This window comes from Jiangella mangrovi, assembly GCF_014204975.1.
Taxonomy (GTDB): domain Bacteria; phylum Actinomycetota; class Actinomycetes; order Jiangellales; family Jiangellaceae; genus Jiangella; species Jiangella mangrovi.
Window position 1 is genome coordinate 827,022 of record NZ_JACHMM010000001.1, and the last position, 17,620, is coordinate 844,641.

18 protein-coding genes are annotated in these 17,620 nt (G+C 72.3%); 9 read left to right on the plus strand and 9 right to left on the minus strand.

The genetic code is table 11. The features are described from left to right. Positions 1-46 precede the first annotated feature (46 nt). The 3 genes from menC to HD601_RS03785 are packed head-to-tail and all read right to left on the minus strand — an operon-like array spanning position 47 to position 2,546. Positions 47-1,162, minus strand: coding sequence for an o-succinylbenzoate synthase (gene menC / locus HD601_RS03775; RefSeq protein ID WP_184819478.1), 1,116 nt, complete (start codon positions 1,160-1,162; stop codon positions 47-49). Between the two features lie 2 nt (positions 1,163-1,164). Next, the gene (locus HD601_RS03780; protein WP_184819480.1) at positions 1,165-1,806 is read right to left on the minus strand and encodes an SIS domain-containing protein; all 642 of its coding nucleotides are present in this window, start codon (positions 1,804-1,806) and stop codon (positions 1,165-1,167) included. Continuing rightward, the gene (locus tag HD601_RS03785) at positions 1,803-2,546 is read right to left on the minus strand and encodes a GNAT family N-acetyltransferase (protein WP_184819482.1); all 744 of its coding nucleotides are present in this window, start codon (positions 2,544-2,546) and stop codon (positions 1,803-1,805) included. Before HD601_RS03785 ends, HD601_RS03780 begins: the two co-directional genes overlap by 4 nt. A 58-nt stretch (positions 2,547-2,604) precedes the next feature. Here HD601_RS03785 and HD601_RS03790 point away from each other — a divergent pair, with 58 nt between their 5' ends. After that, positions 2,605-3,732: a M20/M25/M40 family metallo-hydrolase gene (locus tag HD601_RS03790; RefSeq protein ID WP_184819484.1), complete on the plus strand. Its 1,128-nt coding sequence runs from the start codon at positions 2,605-2,607 to the stop codon at positions 3,730-3,732. Here HD601_RS03790 and HD601_RS03795 read toward each other — a convergent pair. After that, the gene (locus tag HD601_RS03795; protein ID WP_184819486.1) at positions 3,729-4,157 is read right to left on the minus strand and encodes an iron chaperone; all 429 of its coding nucleotides are present in this window, start codon (positions 4,155-4,157) and stop codon (positions 3,729-3,731) included. The two genes, HD601_RS03790 and HD601_RS03795, sit on opposite strands and share 4 nt — an antisense overlap. 160 nt (positions 4,158-4,317) lie before the next feature. Here HD601_RS03795 and HD601_RS03800 point away from each other — a divergent pair, with 160 nt between their 5' ends. Further along, positions 4,318-6,531 carry an MMPL family transporter gene (locus HD601_RS03800; protein WP_184819488.1) on the plus strand — a complete coding sequence of 738 codons (2,214 nt, stop codon included), beginning with the start codon at positions 4,318-4,320 and terminating at the stop codon, positions 6,529-6,531. Here the strand turns inward: HD601_RS03800 and HD601_RS03805 are convergent. Both HD601_RS03805 and HD601_RS03810 read right to left on the minus strand, forming a co-directional pair. Beyond that, positions 6,489-7,013, minus strand: coding sequence for a pyridoxamine 5'-phosphate oxidase family protein (locus tag HD601_RS03805; protein ID WP_221440518.1), 525 nt, complete (start codon positions 7,011-7,013; stop codon positions 6,489-6,491). The genes HD601_RS03800 and HD601_RS03805 overlap by 43 nt on opposite strands. Next, positions 7,010-7,678, minus strand: coding sequence for a DUF899 domain-containing protein (locus HD601_RS03810; protein ID WP_184819490.1), 669 nt, complete (start codon positions 7,676-7,678; stop codon positions 7,010-7,012). The genes HD601_RS03805 and HD601_RS03810 overlap by 4 nt, the downstream gene beginning before the upstream one ends. Before the next feature lie 88 nt (positions 7,679-7,766). Here HD601_RS03810 and HD601_RS03815 point away from each other — a divergent pair, with 88 nt between their 5' ends. Beyond that, a complete protein-coding gene (locus HD601_RS03815) occupies positions 7,767-8,222 on the plus strand; it encodes a winged helix-turn-helix transcriptional regulator (RefSeq protein ID WP_184819492.1) in 456 nt (151 codons plus the stop codon). Positions 8,223-8,842: 620 nt separating this feature from the next. Here HD601_RS03815 and HD601_RS03820 read toward each other — a convergent pair. Next, a complete protein-coding gene (locus tag HD601_RS03820; RefSeq protein WP_184829423.1) occupies positions 8,843-10,024 on the minus strand; it encodes a glycine C-acetyltransferase in 1,182 nt (393 codons plus the stop codon). A gap of 19 nt (positions 10,025-10,043) precedes the next feature. Beyond that, the gene (tdh, locus tag HD601_RS03825; RefSeq protein ID WP_184819494.1) at positions 10,044-11,075 is read right to left on the minus strand and encodes an L-threonine 3-dehydrogenase; all 1,032 of its coding nucleotides are present in this window, start codon (positions 11,073-11,075) and stop codon (positions 10,044-10,046) included. 36 nt (positions 11,076-11,111) lie between these two features. Between tdh and HD601_RS03830 the strand changes: the two genes are divergently transcribed. The 6 genes from HD601_RS03830 to HD601_RS03855 all read left to right on the plus strand — a co-directional run bounded on the left by HD601_RS03830 (position 11,112) and on the right by HD601_RS03855 (position 16,843). Further along, positions 11,112-11,768, plus strand: a complete 657-nt coding sequence (locus HD601_RS03830; RefSeq protein ID WP_184819496.1) for an NAD(P)H-binding protein — start codon at positions 11,112-11,114, stop codon at positions 11,766-11,768. A gap of 44 nt (positions 11,769-11,812) precedes the next feature. Continuing rightward, positions 11,813-13,108, plus strand: coding sequence for an adenylyl-sulfate kinase (cysC, locus tag HD601_RS03835; protein ID WP_221440520.1), 1,296 nt, complete (start codon positions 11,813-11,815; stop codon positions 13,106-13,108). Positions 13,109-13,474: 366 nt separating this feature from the next. Beyond that, positions 13,475-13,981, plus strand: a complete 507-nt coding sequence (locus HD601_RS35390) for an ATP-grasp domain-containing protein (RefSeq protein WP_343076481.1) — start codon at positions 13,475-13,477, stop codon at positions 13,979-13,981. 316 nt (positions 13,982-14,297) lie between these two features. After that, on the plus strand, positions 14,298-15,119 hold the full coding sequence (locus HD601_RS03845) for a hypothetical protein (protein ID WP_184819500.1): 822 nt from the start codon (positions 14,298-14,300) through the stop codon (positions 15,117-15,119). 220 nt (positions 15,120-15,339) lie between these two features. Next, entirely contained in the window at positions 15,340-16,569 is a 1,230-nt protein-coding gene (gene fdhA, locus HD601_RS03850) for a formaldehyde dehydrogenase, glutathione-independent (protein ID WP_184819502.1), read from the plus strand. 73 nt (positions 16,570-16,642) lie between these two features. Then, the gene (locus HD601_RS03855) at positions 16,643-16,843 is read left to right on the plus strand and encodes a hypothetical protein (RefSeq protein WP_184819504.1); all 201 of its coding nucleotides are present in this window, start codon (positions 16,643-16,645) and stop codon (positions 16,841-16,843) included. Here the strand turns inward: HD601_RS03855 and HD601_RS03860 are convergent. Then, a complete protein-coding gene (locus HD601_RS03860; protein WP_184819506.1) occupies positions 16,833-17,609 on the minus strand; it encodes a TetR/AcrR family transcriptional regulator in 777 nt (258 codons plus the stop codon). The two genes, HD601_RS03855 and HD601_RS03860, sit on opposite strands and share 11 nt — an antisense overlap. Positions 17,610-17,620: the final 11 nt, after the last annotated feature.

Here is a 17,620-nt window from a genome sequence, read left to right on the forward strand (position 1 = left end):
AGGGGGACGGGGGAACCCAACACAACCCCACGACCCCCGCAGAACCTCAGGCCGAGACCGTCGTCGAGCGGACGGTGACCGAGGCGAGGAAGTCCTCGTCGACGTCGTGGCCGAGGCCGGGCCCCGTCGGCACCTCCACCACGCCCGCGGAGGCGGTGATGGGCGGCACCACCACGTCACGCTCGTAGTACTTGTCCGACGCCGACACGTCGGACGGCAGCGTGAAGCCGGGCAGGCTCGACAGCGCGACGTTGGCGGCCCGGCCGATGCCGAACTCGTGCATGCCGCCGCACCAGACCGGGATGTCGTGCTCGGCCGCGAGGTCGTGCGCGGCGACGGCCGCTCCCAGCCCGCCCATGCGCGACACCTTGATGTTGAGCACCTTGAGCGCGCCCAGCACGACCGCCACCCGCAGGTCGTCGAGCACCTCGATGGACTCGTCCAGGCAGACCGGCGTCGAAATGTCGCGCTGCAGGGCCGCATGGGCGAGCAGGTTCCGCGGCGCGAACGGCTGCTCGATCATGGTCAGCCCGAGGTCGTCCAGGGCCCGCAACGCCGCCAACTCAGCCGACGACTCGCCGTACGCGCCGTTCGCGTCCACGTGCAGCGACAGCGACGGGAACGCCGACCGCACGGCCCGAACCGGCTCGACGTCCCAGCCGGGCGCGATCTTCAGCTTCACCCGCGGGTAGCCGGCCTCGACCTGCTTGGCCACCTCCGCGAGCAGGTCGTCGACGGACGGCTCGATGCCCAGGGACACCCCCGCGACCACCGACCCGCGAACGCCGCCGAGCGCGCGGGCCAGCGACACCCCGCCGGACTGCGACCACAGCGCCCAGGCCGCCATGTCGACGCCGGCCTTGGCGAACCGGTGACCCCGCACCTTCGTCCACAGCCCGGCCACCTCGGCCGGGTCGTCCCACCGAGAACCGACCACGGCCGGCAGCAGATACCGCGACGCCACCAGCCAGCAGGTGTCCGCCGTCTCGGGCGAGTAGAAGGGATCCGACGGCGACGCGATCTCGCCCCAGCCGACGGCGCCGGACTCGTCGGTGAGCCGCACCAGGATGTGCTCGAGGTGGTCCTTGGCGTGCGAGCTGGTGCGGAACCGGTGCACCAGCGGCAGCCGCACCAGGTGCAGCGACGCATGGGTGACGCGCACGGTCAGTCCTCCCAGTAGAGGTCGAGGTCGCGGGCGAGCCGGTCGCGCTCGGCCAGCCGGCGGCGGGCGCCCTTGGCGCTGGCGGTCGTGAGAGTGGCCAGCAGGTGCAGGACGGCGGCGACGGCGGTCGGCGAGTCGGCGAACGAGGCGCTGGCGGTGGGCACGACGATCGACTGGCCGGCCACGGGAACCAGCGGCGACGAAGCACTGTCGGTGACGGCGACGACGGCGCCCCCTGCGGCCGCGAACCGCTCGGCCAGGGCGACGGTCTCGCGGCGGTACCGGCGCAGCGACACCGCGACCAGCACGTCGGTGTCGCGGACGTCGGCCAGCACGTCGAGGTGCCGCACCAGCGTGCCGTCGACCAGCGTCACGTTGGACAGGCCGGCCGACAGGTCGACGGCCAGCAGCGACGCGTAGGCGAACGACTTGCCGGTGCCCGCGACGAACCGGCGCCGCGCGGCCACGACCGAAGCGGCCGCCGCCGCCACCGACCCGTCGGCCGCCACCTTCTCGAGCGCCTCGGCCAGCGTCCGCGTCTCCTGCTCGATGACCCGCGCCTGCAGCGCCGCCGACGACGACGGCCGCTGCAGCCGCGCGCCGAAGCGCTGCGACGGGCTGGTCAGCTCCTCGGCGGCGCTCATGGCGCGACCCGGGCGAAGCGATAGGCGGCGGTCGACGGCGACACCACCACGCACGATGTGGCGACGGAGCCGTCGTCGATGAGCCCGCCGACGACGGCGCCCAGCTCACGCCGCTGCTCGGGACCGGCCTCGATCGGCAGCGGCAGCCAGGTGTCGGGGCCGGACGGACGGGGTCGCAGCCAGCCGGCGGGGTCGGCGAGGTCGGCGGGCAGCCCGGCCGGGGCCGGCGCCTCGCGGGCGCGCCGCTCGTCGTCGAGGTCCCAGTCGACGATGAGGCGGTCGGTGCCGGGCAGCCCGAAGAAGTCGGCCCGGAACCACCGCCCGACCGCTCCCAGCACGTCGAGGTTGAAGTGCGCGTTGCGGGTGACCGACGGGTCGAACGACCAGCGCATCCGGGTCTGCCCGCAGGCCAGGGCGACCTCGCGCTGGCCGCGCTTGAGCGCGCGGCCGAGGCCCAGCCCCTGGTGCTTCGCGTCGACGACCGCGGCCTGCGAGTAGTGGTAGACCTCGCCGCCGTCGATGCCGACGAACCCGTACGCGAACGCCACCAGTGCGCCGTCGTCGCCCCGGACGCCGACCACCGAGCCGCCGTTGGCCGCCAGCGAGGCGAGCAGCCGCGGGTTCACCGAGTGCGCCGGGTCCTGGTAGCCGAAGACCTCGCGGTAGAGGCGGGCGGCGCCGGCGAGGTCGGCCGCGGACGTGAGCCGCTCAACCTGCGGGTGATCTGATTCGTAAGTCATCTACTGAACACCCTACTGACGACGCCATGACCACGGATACGAATCGTATAGTGGCGAGATGAACGGTACCGCACCCGACCTCGGCGCGATGCTCGCCCGGCTCGAGACCTACGTCCGCCACGAGACCCCCACCGGCGACCCCGCCCGCCTCGACGCGTTCGGTGAGGTCCTGCTGGCGCGGCACCGCGAGCTGGGCGCGACGGTGCGCCGGGTCGCGTCGGACACCGGCGACCACCTGGTCATGGAGCACCCCGGGCGGGGCGCGAGGGCCGGCGCGGCGCCGGTGCTGTTCCTCGGCCATCACGACACGGTGTGGCCGGCCGGTCAGCTCGACGGCGTCATGCCGTGGCGGGTCGACGACGGCGTCGCGCACGGGCCGGGCGCCTACGACATGAAGAGCGGCCTGGTCGTCATGGAGACGGCGCTCGAACTGGCCGGCACCGCCGGTGCCCACCCACCGGTGCGGGTCGTCGTCGTGGCCGACGAGGAGGTCGGCTCGCCGACGTCGTCCGCCCTGGTCACCGAGGCCGCAGCTGACGCCGTCGCCGCCCTGGGGTTCGAGTCGCCGCACCCGGACGGAACCCTGAAGGCGGGCCGGCGCGGCAGTACGCGGCTGCGGCTGGCGGTCGAGGGGGTCGAGTCGCACGCGGCGCTCGACCCCGAGTCGGGCGTCTCCGCCGTCGACGAGCTGGTCGACCAGCTGATCCTGGTGCGCTCGATCGTCCGGCACGCGCCCGGGAACGTGCTGTGCAACGTCGGGACCGTCGCCGGCGGCGGACGCACCAACGTCGTCCCGGCCGCGGCGCGCGCCGACATCGGGCTGCGCTTCGCCGACGCCGAGTCCGAGCGGGTGGTGCTCGACGGCCTGACGTCGCTGCGCCCCATCAGGTCCGGCGCCGCGGTGACCGCCGAGGTCATGTCGCGGCGGCCGGCGTGGTCGGCGGGCGAGGCGACGGCCGCACTGCTCGCCACGGTGCGACAAGCGGCAGCGAGCGTCGGCCAGGACATCGACGGCGCCCCGGCCGCGGGCGGCGCCGACACCAACACCACCGGCGCGCTCGGCGTGCCGACGCTCGACGGGTTCGGCCCGCGCGGCGCCGGCGCGCACGCCGTCCACGAGCAGGTGGTCGTCGCGTCGATGGCCGAGCGGGCCCGGCTGGTCGCGGCGCTGCTCGCCGAGCTCTAGAGTCCGGCGGCCTGCTTCACCAGCGCGACCAGCTGCTTCTCGTTCTCGGCCGACAGCTTGCGCAGGCCGAACGCCGTCGGCCACATGGTGCCGTTGTCGAGCAGCGGCGCCTCGTTGAAGCCGAACGTCGCGTAGTCGGTGCCGAACTTCGCCGCCGCCTGGAAGAAGCAGAGGACCTTGCCGTCCTTGGCGTAGGCGGGCTGGCCGTACCAGGTCCGCGGCGTGAGCTCGGGCACCTCGGCGCTGATGAGGGCGTGGATGCGCTCGGCGAGCACGCGGTCCTCGTCGGGCATCTCGGCGATCTTCTCCAGCAGGTCGGCCTCGGGATCGACCTTGCCCTTCTTCTTCTTGAGCTCCTTGGCCCGCTCCTTCATTGCGGCGCGCTCGGCCTCGTCGAAGCCGTCGTAGCTCTTCTCGGTGCTCATCGGACTCTCCCTCGACGCGTTCCCTGGTGACACGTTCACGCTACGGACCCAGCGGCGACCACCGCTTCTCGAAATCTGATCGGTCTTGTGCGACCCGCATTATGACAGTTACTCTCAGAAACAAGGAACCTTCTACACCGAGTCACTGTCGGAGGATGTCGTGGCAACCCTGCTGTACCGGATCGGGCGGTTCTCCTACCGCTCCCGCCGGCTGGTCGGAGCGATCTGGCTGGCGGTGATCGTGCTGGCCGGACTGGCGGCGGCCACGCTGTCCAACCCGACGTCGGACTCGTTCGCGATCCCGGGCACCGAGTCGCAGGAGGCGTTCGACCTGCTGCAGGAGCGGTTCCCGGGCTCCTCCCCCGACGGCGCGGCGGCCCGGCTGGTGTTCGCGGCGCCCGACGGCGGCACCGTCACCGACCCCGCCCACGAGCAGGCGATCACCGACGCGGTCGCGCGGATCGACGCCGGGCCGCAGGTGGCCGCCGTCGTCGATCCGTTCACGGCCGGTCTGGTCTCCGAGGACGGGCGGATCGCGCTGGCCGAGGTCACCTACGCCGTCGACTTCTTCTCGCTCGAACCGAAGGCCCGCGAGACGCTCGACGACGCCGTCGAGACCGCCCGCGAGTCCGGCCTGCGGGTCGAGCTGGGCGGCACCGCGGCGGAGCCGGAGCCGGAGCTGGGCGGCGAGCTGCTCGGCATCGCCGTCGCCGCGCTGGTGCTGGTCATCACGTTCGGGTCGCTGATCGCGGCGGGCATGCCGCTGCTCACCGGCATCGTCGGCGTCGGCGTGGGCGTCGCACTGGTCACCGCGGCCACGGCGTTCGTCGACCTCAGCACCATCACTCCGATCCTCGCCACCATGCTCGGCCTGGCCGTCGGCATCGACTACGCGCTGTTCATCGCCTCGCGGTACCGGCACGAGCTGGCCACGGGCCTCCCCGGCGACGAGGCCGCCGGCCGGGCCATCGGCACCGCCGGCACCGCGGTCGTGTTCGCCGGGCTCACGGTCGTGATCGCGCTGGCCGGGCTGACCGTCGTGGGCATCCCGATGCTGACCGAGATGGGCCTCGCCGCGGCCGTCACCGTCGCGATCGCCGTCGTCATCGCGCTGACCCTGCTGCCGGCGCTGTTCGGTTTCGCCGGACGGCGGATGCTGGCGCGCCTGCCCGGGCTGCGGTCCCGGGCCACCGACCCCGAGGACGACGACGCGCCGCGCCTGAGCACCCGGTGGGCCGGGCTGGTCACCCGGCACCCGGTCGTGGCGGTGACGGCGAGCGTCGCCGGTCTCGCCGTGCTCGCGCTACCGATGCTGGACGTCCGGTTCGGCCTGCCCGACGAGGGCACCTACCCGGCCGACTCCACCCAGCGGCAGGCCTACGACCTCACCGCCGAGGGCTTCGGGCCGGGCTTCAACGGGCCGTTGCTGGTGCTGGTCGACGGCGGCAGCGGCGGCTCCGTCGGCGTCGAGGCAGCGGCCGCGTCGGTGGCGGAGGGACTGCAGGGTCTCGACGGCGTCGCGCTCGTCACGCCGCCGGAGCCGGACGAGGCGGGCCGGACCGCCGTCGTCACCGTCGTCCCCGAGGGCGGTCCCAGCAGTCCGGAGACCGAGCGGCTGGTCGAGGCGATCCGGTCCTCGTTCGGCGGCGACGACGCCCCCGACGGTGCGCGGGTGCTGGTGACCGGCATGACGGCGCTCTTCATCGACTTCTCCGAGCGGATGTCCGCGGCCCTGCTGCCGTACCTGCTGGTGGTCGTCGGCCTGTCGTTCCTGCTGCTCATGCTCGCGTTCCGGTCACTGGTCGTGCCGGTGAAGGCGACGCTCGGGTTCCTGCTGACCATGGCCGCGACGTTCGGCGCGATGGTCGCGGCGTTCCAGTGGGGCTGGCTGACCGGCCTCGGCGTCGAGGAGGTCGGCATGATCAACAGCATGCTCCCGATCATCGTGGTCGGCATCGTGTTCGGCCTGGCCATGGACTACGAGGTGTTCCTGGTGACGCGGATGCGCGAGGCGTACGTGCACGGCGAGCCGGCGCTGCGGGCCGTCACGACGGGGTTCGGGCACGGCGCGCGTGTGGTCACCGCGGCGGCGATCATCATGATCAGCGTCTTCGGCGGGTTCGTGTTCCACGAGGCGGCCGACGTCCGGCAGCTGGGCTTCGCCCTCGCCGTCGCGATCGCCGTCGACGCCTTCGTGGTGCGGATGACCATCGTGCCGGCGGTGCTGGCGCTGGTCGGCGAGCGGGCGTGGTGGCTGCCGCGGTGGCTGGACCGGCTGCTGCCCGACGTCGACATCGAGGGCGCCCGGCTGACCGGGGCCCTCGAGGACGATCAGAACCGCCAGCGGGTCGCCGTCAGCCCGTCGGGGCCGTAACCGAAGGCCTTGGCCAGCGTGATCTCGAAGAACGCGTACTCCGGCGAGCCCGGCAGGCTGTCGTCGAAGATCCGGCCGTCGCGCAGGGCGAACCGCCAGTCGTACGTCGCGGCGAACGCGGCGGCGACGGCGTCCTGCCGGGCGAGGCCGGTGACGTGGCGGGCGGTGCCCTCGAGCACGAGGTCGCCGAGGTCCGTCGCCGCGGTGACGACGCAATGACCACCGCCGCCGGCGCCGTCGCGGAGCAGGTTGCGGCCCTTGACCGAGCCCGGCCGGCAGCTGATGGCGAGCGTGGCACCGAGCCAGACGCCGAGCACCGGCATCACGTGCGGCCGGCCGTCCGCACGCCCCGTCGCCAGCCAGTACTTCGGCGCGGCGGCGAACTGCTCGGCGGCGGCCGGCCACGGCATCAGGTCGGCCTCGTCGGTGCTCATCGGGGTGGCGTCCTCGGGCCGGAACAGGAACTCGGTCGTGGGCGTCACGGGGTGACCTCGGCCGAGGCGTACTCGTCGTGCAGGCGCCACCACTCGTAGGGCGCGGTCTGCGGCCGGCCGGCGGGCGTGTCCTCCCACGTCTCCTGCCGGCCGAGCGGGGTGAGGTCGAGGATGGTGAACTCGAACCGCAGGTGGTCCACGCCGCGGGCCGTGGTGCTGTAGGTCCGGTAGACGTCGTCGCCGTCGCGCAGGAACACCGTCAGCGCGAATCCGCTGGCGGCGCCGCAGTCGGCCGCGAACGTGCTGTCGCGCGACGAGTAGAACGGGATGGCCCACTCCATACGCCGCCAGTACGCCGTCAGCTGCTCGATCGGCATGTCGCTCACCACGGCGAACGTGGTGTCGCGGGCGTTCAGGTGGGCCAGGTGCCCGACGCTGTCCATGACGGCCGCGCAGCCCTCGCAGTAGTCGTCGGGGCCGTTGTCCATCATCTGGTAGACGACCAGCTGGCGGCGACCCTCGAACAGGTCCGGCAGTGTGCGCGGGCCATCCGGGCCGGTCAGGTCGTAGTCGCCGGCGAACCGGGTCATCGGCAGCCGACGACGCTCCGCCGCCAGTGCGTCGAGGGCCCGGGTGGCGGCCTTCTCCTTCTCGAGCAGGTGCTCGCGGGCGTCCTGCCAGGCGTCCTGGGTCACGATCGGCGGTAACTGCATCGTCCGTCCTCCTTCGTGAGTTCCTTGAAGAAACTGACGCTAACGGAGTAAGTTCCTTGAAGCAACTGACTGGTCTGGAGGTGGCGCCGTGCAGCGGACCGACTTCGGCGACATGGTGTGCTCGATCGCGCGGACGCTCGACATCGCCGGCGAACCCTGGTCGCCGCTGATCATCCGCGATGTCTGGGTCGGCATCCGCCGCTTCGACGAGCTCCAGCGAGACCTCGGGATCTCGCGGAAGGTGCTCACCGAGCGGCTGTCCTGGCTGGTCCGGAACGGTGTGCTGGAACGGCGGCCGTACTCCGACCGCCCTGCGCGTTACGAGTACGTGCTGACACAGAAGGGGCTGGAGCTCACCGAGGTCCTGATGGTGATCAGCGCGTGGGGCGATCGCTGGACGGCCGGGGAGGCCGGGCCGCCGACGCTGCTGCGGCATCGCTCGTGTGGGAAGCACGTGCACGCCGAGGTCCGGTGCTCACACTGCGGCGAGCTGCTCCACGGCGACGAGGTCGACGTCGAGGACGGCCCCGGCGCTCGGGGCTGAGGTTCTGCCGGGGTGGCGACGTGGGCTCCGCCTCGCCCCTCCCTCCCCCTCCGTGTCCGTTTCGCCCCGTTTTGGTGGCCTGTGGCCAGCGATGATCATCAACGATCCGCTACATCACCACGATTACCCGAGCCCCAACACGATTGCAGGCGTGTCGAGGCTCGGGTAATCGTGGTGGGCGGCCCAGAAAACGCCCCGAAATCCCACATCGCGGACCGCCACGAGGCGTCGCGGGAGAGTTACTACCGCTCTGGCAGCAGTAACCCGCCCACGACACACGTCAGGAGGGAGTTCTCCCCGCCATAGCGGGAAGAACTCCCTCCCCACACCGCCACCTCCTGGGTCTGACGCGCGCGAAACAGCCGAATCGGCCCCAACAGCGCGACTCACACCCAGGACGCGCGCCACACCCAGGACCAAGCAGACCTGCCGACCACCCACCCGTCGCCAGACTCCCGTCCCCCTGATAGCTGCCAGGTTCTTGGCCGCGGAGCCGCGGGTCAAGCGGACCCCCGGGGCGCGCAGCGCCCACCGGTCCGCTTGAGGCGCGGATTCGCGGCTACGACACTGGGCAGCAGGGGGACGGGGCCACCCAACCCAACACCACGAACCTCAAGAGCTCAGTCCAGCGCGGCGCGGGCGCGGACGAAGGCCTGCGTCGCGGCGCGCAGGTCGTCCAACGAGTGCGCCGCCGACACCTGTGTGCGGATGCGCGCGGCACCGTGCGGGACCACGGGGTAGCTGAAGCTGACCGCATAGACGCCCTCGGCGAAGAGCAGCTCCGACAGCCGGGCGGCCCGCGACGCGTCGCCGATCATGACCGGCACGATCGGGTGCTCGCCGGGGAGGACGTCGAACCCCAGCGATGTCATCTCGGCCCGGAAGAACGACGTGTTCTCGCGCAGCTTCGCCCGCAGGTCGCCGCCCGACACCAGCCGTTCCAGCACCGCCGAGGCCGCCGTCACGATGGACGGCGCGACGGAGTTGGAGAAGAGGTACGGGCGCGAGCGCTGCCGCAGGTACTCGACGATCTCGGCGCGGCCGGAGGTGTAGCCGCCGCTCGCCCCGCCGAGGGCCTTGCCGAGGGTGCCGGTGACGATGTCGACGCGGTCGCGCACGCCGAAGTGCTCCGGTGTCCCGCCGCCGTTCTCGCCGATGAACCCGACCGCGTGCGAGTCGTCGACCATGACCAGGGCGTCGTACTGCTCGGCCAGGTCGCAGATCTTGTCCAGCGGCGCGAGGTAGCCGTCCATGGAGAACACGCCGTCGGTCGCGATGAGCCGGAACCGCGCATCGGCCGACTCCTTCAGCCGCGCCTCGAGCTCGGCCATGTCGGCGTTGGCGTAGCGCAGCCGGCGCGCCTTCGACAGCCGGATGCCGTCGATGAGGCTGGCGTGGTTGAGGGCGTCGGAGATGACGGCGTCCTCGGGGCCGAGCAGCGTCTCGAAGAGTCCGCCGTTGGCGTCGAAGCAGGAGCCGTACAGGATGGTGTCCTCGGTCCCCAGGAACGACGAGATGTTCCGCTCCAGCTCGGTGTGGATGGTCTGCGTGCCGCAGATGAACCGCACCGACGCCATACCGAAGCCCCACTGGTCCAGCCCCGCCTTCGCGGCGGCGATGAGACCGGGGTCGTCGGCCAGGCCGAGGTAGTTGTTGGCGCACATGTTGAGGACGGAGCGCCCGTCGGCCAGGGTGACGCGGGCGCTCTGCGGGCTGCCGATGACGTGCTCGGGCTTGTAGAGCCCGGCCGACCGGATCTCGTCGAGCTTCTTGCGCAGCTCGTCGCGCATCGCTCCGTACACCATGACGACTGCCTCCGTCCTACTTCGCGGCCCACTCGATGATGACTTTGCCACTGTGCCCGCTGCCGGCCGCCTCGAAGGCCGCCTCGAAGTCGGCCGCCGGGAACCGGTGCGTCACCACGCGCGAGATGTCGACGCCCGCCGTCACGAGGACGGAGGCCTGGTACCAGGTCTCGTACATCTCGCGGCCGTAGATGCCGCTGATGGTGAGCATGCGCAGCACGATGCGCGACCAGTCGACCGTGCTCTCCTTCGACGGCAGGCCGAGCATGGCGATGCGCCCGCCGTTGGCCATGCCCTCGATCATGTCGTGCAGCGCGGTCGGGTCGCCGGACATCTCCATGCCGACGTCGAACCCCTCGGCCATGCCGAGCTGCTGGCGGACCTCTTCGAGCGTGGTCTTCCGGACGTCGACGGTGGTTCCCGCGCCCAGGCGGCCGGCCAGCTCGAGGCGGTACGGGTTCACGTCGGTGATGACGACGTTGCGGGCGCCCGCGTGCTTGGCGACCAGCGCCGCCATGATGCCGATGGGACCGGCGCCGGCCACGAGCACGTCCTCGCCGTGCACGGGGAACTTCAGCGCGGTGTGCACGGCGTTGCCGAACGGGTCGAAGATGGCGGCGGCGTCGAGGTCGATGCCGTCGGGGTGACGCCACAGGTTGCCGGCCGGCATGGCGATGAACTCGGCGAACGCGCCGTCGCGGTGCACGCCGATGCCCTCGGTGTTCGGGCACAGGTGCCGCTGTCCGGCCCGGCAGTGCCGGCACCGCTCGCAGACGATGTGGCCCTCGCCGCTGACGACGTCGCCCACCTGGACGCCGCGGCTGCCCGGCCCGACCTCGACCACCTCGCCGACGAACTCGTGCCCCACGACGAGCGGCGGCGTGATGTTCGCCTGCGCCCACGGGTCCCAGTTCACGATGTGCAGATCGGTGCCGCAGATGCCGGTGCGCAGCACGCGGACCAGCGCCTCACCCGCACCCACCACCGGCATCGAGACGTCGGTCAGCTCCAGTCCGGCGCCGGGTCCGGCCTTGACGAGTGCTCTCACCCGCGCGAGCGTAGGCGATGCATTAACCTACGCCGAATGCAGGTGGTCATCGCAGGCGGACACGGCCAGATCGCGCTTCGGCTGGAACGGCTGCTCACGCTGCGCGGCGACAGCGCGGTGGGGCTGATCCGCAACCCCGAGCAGGCCGGCGACCTCGCCTCCGCGGGCGCCACGGCCGTCGTCCTCGACCTCGAGAAGGCGACGATCGACGAGGTGGCCGCCGAGGTGCGCGGGGCCGACGCCGTCGTGTTCGCGGCCGGCGCCGGGCCGGGCAGCGGCACGGCCCGCAAGGACACCGTCGACCGCGGCGCGGCGGCGCTGCTGGCCGACGCCGCCGAGCGGGCCGGGGTGCGGCGTTACCTGCTGGTGTCGTCGATCAACGCCACGACCGAGCCACCGGCCGACCCCGAGGACGTGTTCCAGGTCTACCTGAAGGCCAAGGGCGACAGCGAGGCCGACCTGCGCCGCCGCGACCTCGACTGGACCGTGCTGCGTCCCGGAGGCCTCACGAACGACCCCGGCACCGGCACGGTGGCGCTGGCGCCGTCGGTCCCGCGCGGCAGGGTGAGTCGCGACGACGTGGCCGCCGTCCTGGTCGCGCTGCTGGACGACGTGCGCACCGCGCGGCTCACGCTCGAACTCGTCGGCGGGGACACCCCGGTCGACGAGGCGGTCGGCGCGCTGGTGGGCTGAGACGGTTTCGGGCTCGGCCGTACGACGGCCCTAAGCTGTGCGCCGTGGCCGCCGAACCGACCCCCGGTCCTGTTCTGACCCCCGATCCGATCACCCTCACCACCATCGAGCTCGCGCTGCTCGGCATCGCCGTCCCCGGCGCCGCCCCGGAACCGCCGGCCGTCGCCGTCGAGCTCGATCCGCTGCCGGGCAAGAAGCCCGCCCCGGGCACCGAGCTCACCCTCACCGACCCCGAGGGCGCGCCCGTCGCCGTCCTCACCGTCGAGACCGCCGCCACGCGCAAGCGCCGCCTCGCGGTCACCGGCCCGGTCCGCCGCGCGGTCGCCGACGCGGACGACGACGAGCCGCGCGGGCCGTACCCCGAGCTGCGGCGCGCCCCCGGCGAGGTGACCATGACCGGCCCAGCCGCCGTCGTCGCCCGCGACCCGGTCGACCTGCGCACGCTCGAGGCGGCGACGGCGAAGGCCGGCCAGCCGGTGCTGCTGCTCGTGCTCGACGGGCCGCGGGTCGTGCCGGGGCCCGACGCCGCCGACGTCGTCGCGGCCACGCTGACGCTGCGCGACCGGCTGCGCCGCGACGGCCGCAGGGCCGAGGTCGTCGTGGTGCGCGCGCCGCAGTACGGCGACGGCCGCGACGAGGAGCTCGCCGAGCGGATCGCCGTGGCCTACGGCGCCACCCGGGTCGTGCCGGCCACGCCGCCGCGGACCGAGGCGCTGGCACAGTGGCTCGACGGCACCGCCGCGGAGCCGGCCGACTGGCCGTCGGCGAGCCGGCACGCCTGGCGCCGGTGGCGGCCGCTGCCGCAGGAGCGCGGGCTGGTGCTGTTGTTCACCGGGCTGTCCGGGTCGGGCAAGTCGACGGTCGCGCGGGCGGTTGCCGACCGCATCGCCGAGGTCGGCACCCGCACCGTCACGCTGCTCGACGGCGACGTGGTGCGGCGCAACCTGTCGGCGGGGCTGGGGTTCTCGAAGGAGGACCGCGACCGCAACGTCGAGCGCATCGGCTTCGTCGCCGCCGAGATCGCCAAGCACGGCGGCCTCGCGGTGTGCGCGCCCATCGCGCCGTTCGCAGCCACCCGGGCCCGGGTCCGGGCGATGGTCGAGGCGCACGGCGACTTCCTGCTGATCCACGTCGCCACCCCGCTCGAGGAGTGCGAGCGGCGCGACCGCAAGGGCCTGTACGCGCGGGCCCGGGCCGGCGAGATCGCCGAGTTCACCGGCATCTCCAGCCCGTACGAGGAGCCGGACGACGCCGACCTCGTGCTCGACACGACGGGCCTGACCGTCACCGCCGCCCGCGACGCCGTCATCACCCTGCTCGACCAGGGCGGCCGCCTGTGACATCGGACGGACGAGCCATGGTTGGGTTCGAAGACGGGAGTCGGCTCGCTCCAGAACGGGCTGGCGAGCCCGGACTCCCATACGGTTTGCTCCGTGACGGCTTGGGTTCTGGAGCGGGACGTCTTTCGGGACGGTCATGAAGGTCTGGCTACGGCGGTCGCCGATGCCGGAGGAAGGGTTGTCTCGTGGCATGACGATTGGTGGTCCGACGGGCGATGGCCCCGACCGGATGGACCCGTCGTCTTCCACGGCTCGTTGGGGAACGCCGACAGGATCGGCAGAGAGCTGCCGTGGGCCCCGGGAGCGTACTGCTCAACCGCTCGCTTCGCATGCAGCGAATGGTGGCCTCGGGCTGAGAGATACCTGGTGACGCCTCGCTATACGCTCACGACAGTCGGGGACCTCGTAGAGACCGGACCGCCCTCGGAGTTCGGACAACGCGTCTTCGTCCGCCCTGACAGCGCACTCAAACCCTTCAGCGGACGCGTGCTGGAGCGCGACCAGATCACCCTCCGTGCGCTGGACCATGGGTTCTTCTACGACGACGATTCCCTTCCCGTAGTCGTCGCTCCCGAGATCACCATCGGACACGAGTGGCGGTTCGTGGTCGTTGGAGCGACGGTCGTGGCCGGGAGCGACTACACATCCCTGAGTCGAACCGCCGGGGCGGCGCTCTCACCCGAGCATCCGGCCTGGGGCTACGCGGCTGATCTGGCTTCCAAAGTGGAGCCACCCGATCCCGTGTTCGTCCTGGACGTGTGCGAAACCGATGCAGGCTTGCGCCTCTTGGAGTTCAACCCGTTCGGCGGAGCCGACCTGTACGGATGCGACCGCGCCGCCATCGTCGGCGCTGTCCACGCCCTGCTGGCGTAGCCAGCGACGCCCATCAAGAGTTCCCCGCTCATCGGCAGATCCCCGTGCGCTTCTAGGCGTCGAGCATCAACTCCGTTGAGGCAAGGGCGCGGAGCCGCTGCACCAAACCGCGTAGTTCCACAGCGTCGCCCCAGTCCACCTCAACATCATCCAGCAATGGACGAGACTTGGGAGTCTCGACTCGCGGCACGGGCGCGCAGGACCAGGGCGGTCGCCCGTAGTTCCGTCCGGGCAACCATTGCCCCGCAGCTCAGAAGCGTGAGGGCAAGCGTGCGGGCAAGTCCGCGGGCAAGGGTGCCCGGTGATCGTGGGGCGCATGAGCGTCACGATCACGGGAGCGCGGCGGCAGACCGGGACCGGCGTGGCCGGCCGGCTCAACGACGAGTGGGACCGGCTGTGCGCCGACGGCTCCGGCTCGGCCGCCGCCGTCGCGCGCTGGGCCGCCGGGCACCCGGCGCTGGCCGGCTGCCGCGACCTGAGCGACGTCGAGGCGGCGGTGACGGCGGGCGCTGCCTCCCGGGCGGGTGCCGGCCGGGCGGCCGCCGACGCCGTCCTGCTCGCCCTCCTGCGCCTCGCCCACGACGGCGACGCGCTGGCGGGACGGACCGTGCTGCAGCTGATGCTCGGCAAGGCGATCCGCATCGCCGGCGGGCACACCGGCCGCGATAGCCGCGAGAGCCTCGAGCAGGCCGCCGTCGCCGCCCTGTGGACCGTCATCGCCACCTACCCGACCGAGCGGCGGCCCACCAAGGTCGCGGCGAACATCGCCATGGACACCCTCGGCGCGGTCAGCCGCGAGCTCGCACACCGCCGGGCCGAGACGCCGACCGAGCCGGACACGCTGGCCGCGGCCCTCGGCTGCGACCCGGGCGACGCGGACGGCGGCGACGTCGGCCTTGCCGAGCTGCTCGCGTGGGCGGCCGACGCCGGCGCGATCACCGCGGCCGAGGCCGGCCTGCTGCTGGACATCTACGCCCCCGCGCCCGGTGTGGCCGGAGGCGCGGCAGCCGCCGAACGGGCCGGCATCAGCTGGGCCGCGGCCCGCCAGCGGGCCAGCCGCGCGGTGCGCCGCATCGCGCTCGCCGTCCGCGCCGACACCGTCGACGACACCCGCGGCGACACCCTCGACGCGGCCTGAACCGAACCAGTCGGCCCGCGCCGATTGACCCCTCCCCGGGGCGGGTCTACGTTGAAAATTCGGGCAGGAGACGCCCAGCGCCTGCGAAGCGATCCCTCGTCCGTGCCGTCCGCCCTGATTCCCGAGGGGGCACGGTGACGAGTTCGGACGGCCCCGCCACCGTGGCCGGGAAGGCAGCCGAACTCCGTCACATCCGCCACTCGAGGAGGGGAGCAGGGTCGTGCCTGCGAACAGAGCAGTCATCTACCGGGGACCCGGTCACGTCGAGGTCGAGTCCATCGACTATCCGACCTTCGAGCTCAAGGACGGGCCGGGCGTCAACCCGGCCAACGTGGGAAGGCAACTGGGTCACGCGGCGATCCTCAAGGTCGTCGCCACCAACATCTGCGGCAGCGACCAGCACATGGTCCGCGGCCGCACCACCGCACCCGAGGGACTCGCCCTGGGTCACGAGATCACCGGCGAAGTGGTCGAGGTCGGACCGGGTGTCGAGTTCATCCAGGTCGGTGACCTCGTATCGGTACCGTTCAACATCGCCTGCGGGCGCTGTCGCAACTGCAAGGAGGGCAAGACCGGCGTCTGCCTGAACGTGAACCCGGACCGGCCGGGGTCGGCCTACGGGTACGTCGACATGGGCGGCTGGGTCGGCGGCCAGGCGGAGTACGTGCTGACGCCGTACGCCGACTGGAACCTGCTGAAGTTCCCGGACCGCGACCGTGCAATGGAGAAGATCCTCGACCTCGCGATGCTCGCGGACATCTTCCCGACGGGGTTCCACGGCTGCGTGACGGCCGGGGTGGGCCCCGGCAAGTCCGTGTACATCGCCGGCGCCGGGCCGGTCGGGCTGGCCGCCGCGACGTCGGCGTTCCTGCTCGGCGCGTCCGTCGTCATGGTCGCGGACCTGCAGAAGGAGCGGCTCGACCAGGCCCGCTCGTTCGGCTGCGAGACCATCGACGTCTCCATGGGCGACCCGAAGGAGCAGATCGCCCAGGTGCTCAGTGGCGAGCCGGAGGTCGACTGCGCGGTCGACGCCGTGGGCTTCGAGGCCCGCGGGCACGGTGCCGACGCCCAGACGGAGCGGCCGGCGACGGTGCTCAACGCCGTCATGGACGTCACTCGGGCCGGCGGCGCCGTCGGCATCCCGGGGCTGTACGTGACCGGCGACCCGGGCGCGGGCGACGAGGCGGCCAAGGTCGGCTCGCTGTCGATCCGGCTGGGTCTCGGCTGGGCGAAATCGCTGTCGTTCACGACTGGTCAGTGCCCGGTCATGAGGTACAACAACTACCTCATGGAGGCGATCCTGCACGACCGCGCACCGATCGCCAGGAACGTGAATGCCACGGTCATCCCGCTGGACCGGGCTCCGGAGGGCTACACGGAGTTCGACCACGGCGCGGCCCGCAAGTACGTCATCGACCCGCACGGGATGCTGGGCTCGGCGATGTCCTGACACTCGTGGGATAATGGATCCGTCGCAACGGGGCGGCGCGTCAGACCCTCAGCCCCCATGGCGTGGTGATCCCATGAGCATCGATGAACGGCTCGACCTGGAGTTCGCGTACACCAGCTACGCCGACTCCTGCCGAGATCTCTACTCGCTGACGTACCGGTGCCGGCGGCCGCACGGCCACGACGGCGTGCACGCCGCCGGCTTCGGCACGCACCGGGTGCGCTGGCAGCACGACCCGGACCACGGGCTCGACGCCCCGCCGGTCAACCCGTAGCGGGCGCGCTCCCCTCGACCAGCACGGCCAGGCCGTCGAGCACGACCTTCAGGCCGAACTCGAACACGTCCTCGTAGCTGAACGTGAACGTGTCCTCGTGCAGCTTCGCCAGCGTCGGGAACCGCCCCGACTCCATGACCTTGACGAGCACCGGCTCCTGCGCGGCCCAGAAGTCCTCCTCGGAGATGCCGGTGCGCTGCTCGGCCTGCAGCGCGTTGACCTGTGACCGCGCGACCGCGGACACGAAGCCGTCGACCACCGAGATCATGAGGACCAGCTGCGTGTCGTCGAGGCCGGTCGGTTTCAGCCGCCGCAGCATGGCGTCCATGCCGGCCATGTTGTTGGGCCCGAGCAGCGGGCGCACCTGGTCGACCAGCGGGTACCAGGGGTGGGCGAGGCACAGCTGCCAGATGCCGCGGCCCATCTCGTCGAGCGCCGCACGCCAGTCGCCGGCGTCGGCCGGCTCGCCCGCGCCGCCCGCATCGTCCTCGTCCGGCCAGGCGACGTAGTCGAGCATGAGGTCGAGCAACTCGGCTTTGCCCGGCACGTACCGGTAGAGCGACATGGTGCCGACGCCCAGGTGCGCGGCCACCCGGCGCATCGAGAGCGCGGCCAGCCCCTCGGCGTCGGCCACCTCGACGGCGGCCTCGACGATGCGCTCGAGCGTGAGCCCGGGCTTCGGCCCGCGGGTCGGACGCTGCTGCATCCCCCACAGGAGCTCGAGGCTCTTCGAGACGTCGCCGCCGCCACTGTAGTCGGTTGTCATCAGGGGAAACA

Coding starts and splice junctions, on each gene's coding strand:
- HD601_RS03780 (WP_184819480.1), bottom strand. CDS start 1,806: ATGAGCGCCGCCGAGGAGCTGACCAGCCCGTCGCAGCGCTTCGGCGCG.
- HD601_RS03785 (WP_184819482.1), bottom strand. CDS start 2,546: ATGACTTACGAATCAGATCACCCGCAGGTTGAGCGGCTCACGTCCGCG.
- HD601_RS03790 (WP_184819484.1), top strand. CDS start 2,605: ATGAACGGTACCGCACCCGACCTCGGCGCGATGCTCGCCCGGCTCGAG.
- HD601_RS03795 (WP_184819486.1), bottom strand. CDS start 4,157: ATGAGCACCGAGAAGAGCTACGACGGCTTCGACGAGGCCGAGCGCGCC.
- HD601_RS03810 (WP_184819490.1), bottom strand. CDS start 7,678: ATGCAGTTACCGCCGATCGTGACCCAGGACGCCTGGCAGGACGCCCGC.
- HD601_RS03830 (WP_184819496.1), top strand. CDS start 11,112: ATGCAGGTGGTCATCGCAGGCGGACACGGCCAGATCGCGCTTCGGCTG.
- HD601_RS03845 (WP_184819500.1), top strand. CDS start 14,298: ATGAGCGTCACGATCACGGGAGCGCGGCGGCAGACCGGGACCGGCGTG.
- HD601_RS03855 (WP_184819504.1), top strand. CDS start 16,643: ATGAGCATCGATGAACGGCTCGACCTGGAGTTCGCGTACACCAGCTAC.
- HD601_RS03860 (WP_184819506.1), bottom strand. CDS start 17,609: ATGACAACCGACTACAGTGGCGGCGGCGACGTCTCGAAGAGCCTCGAG.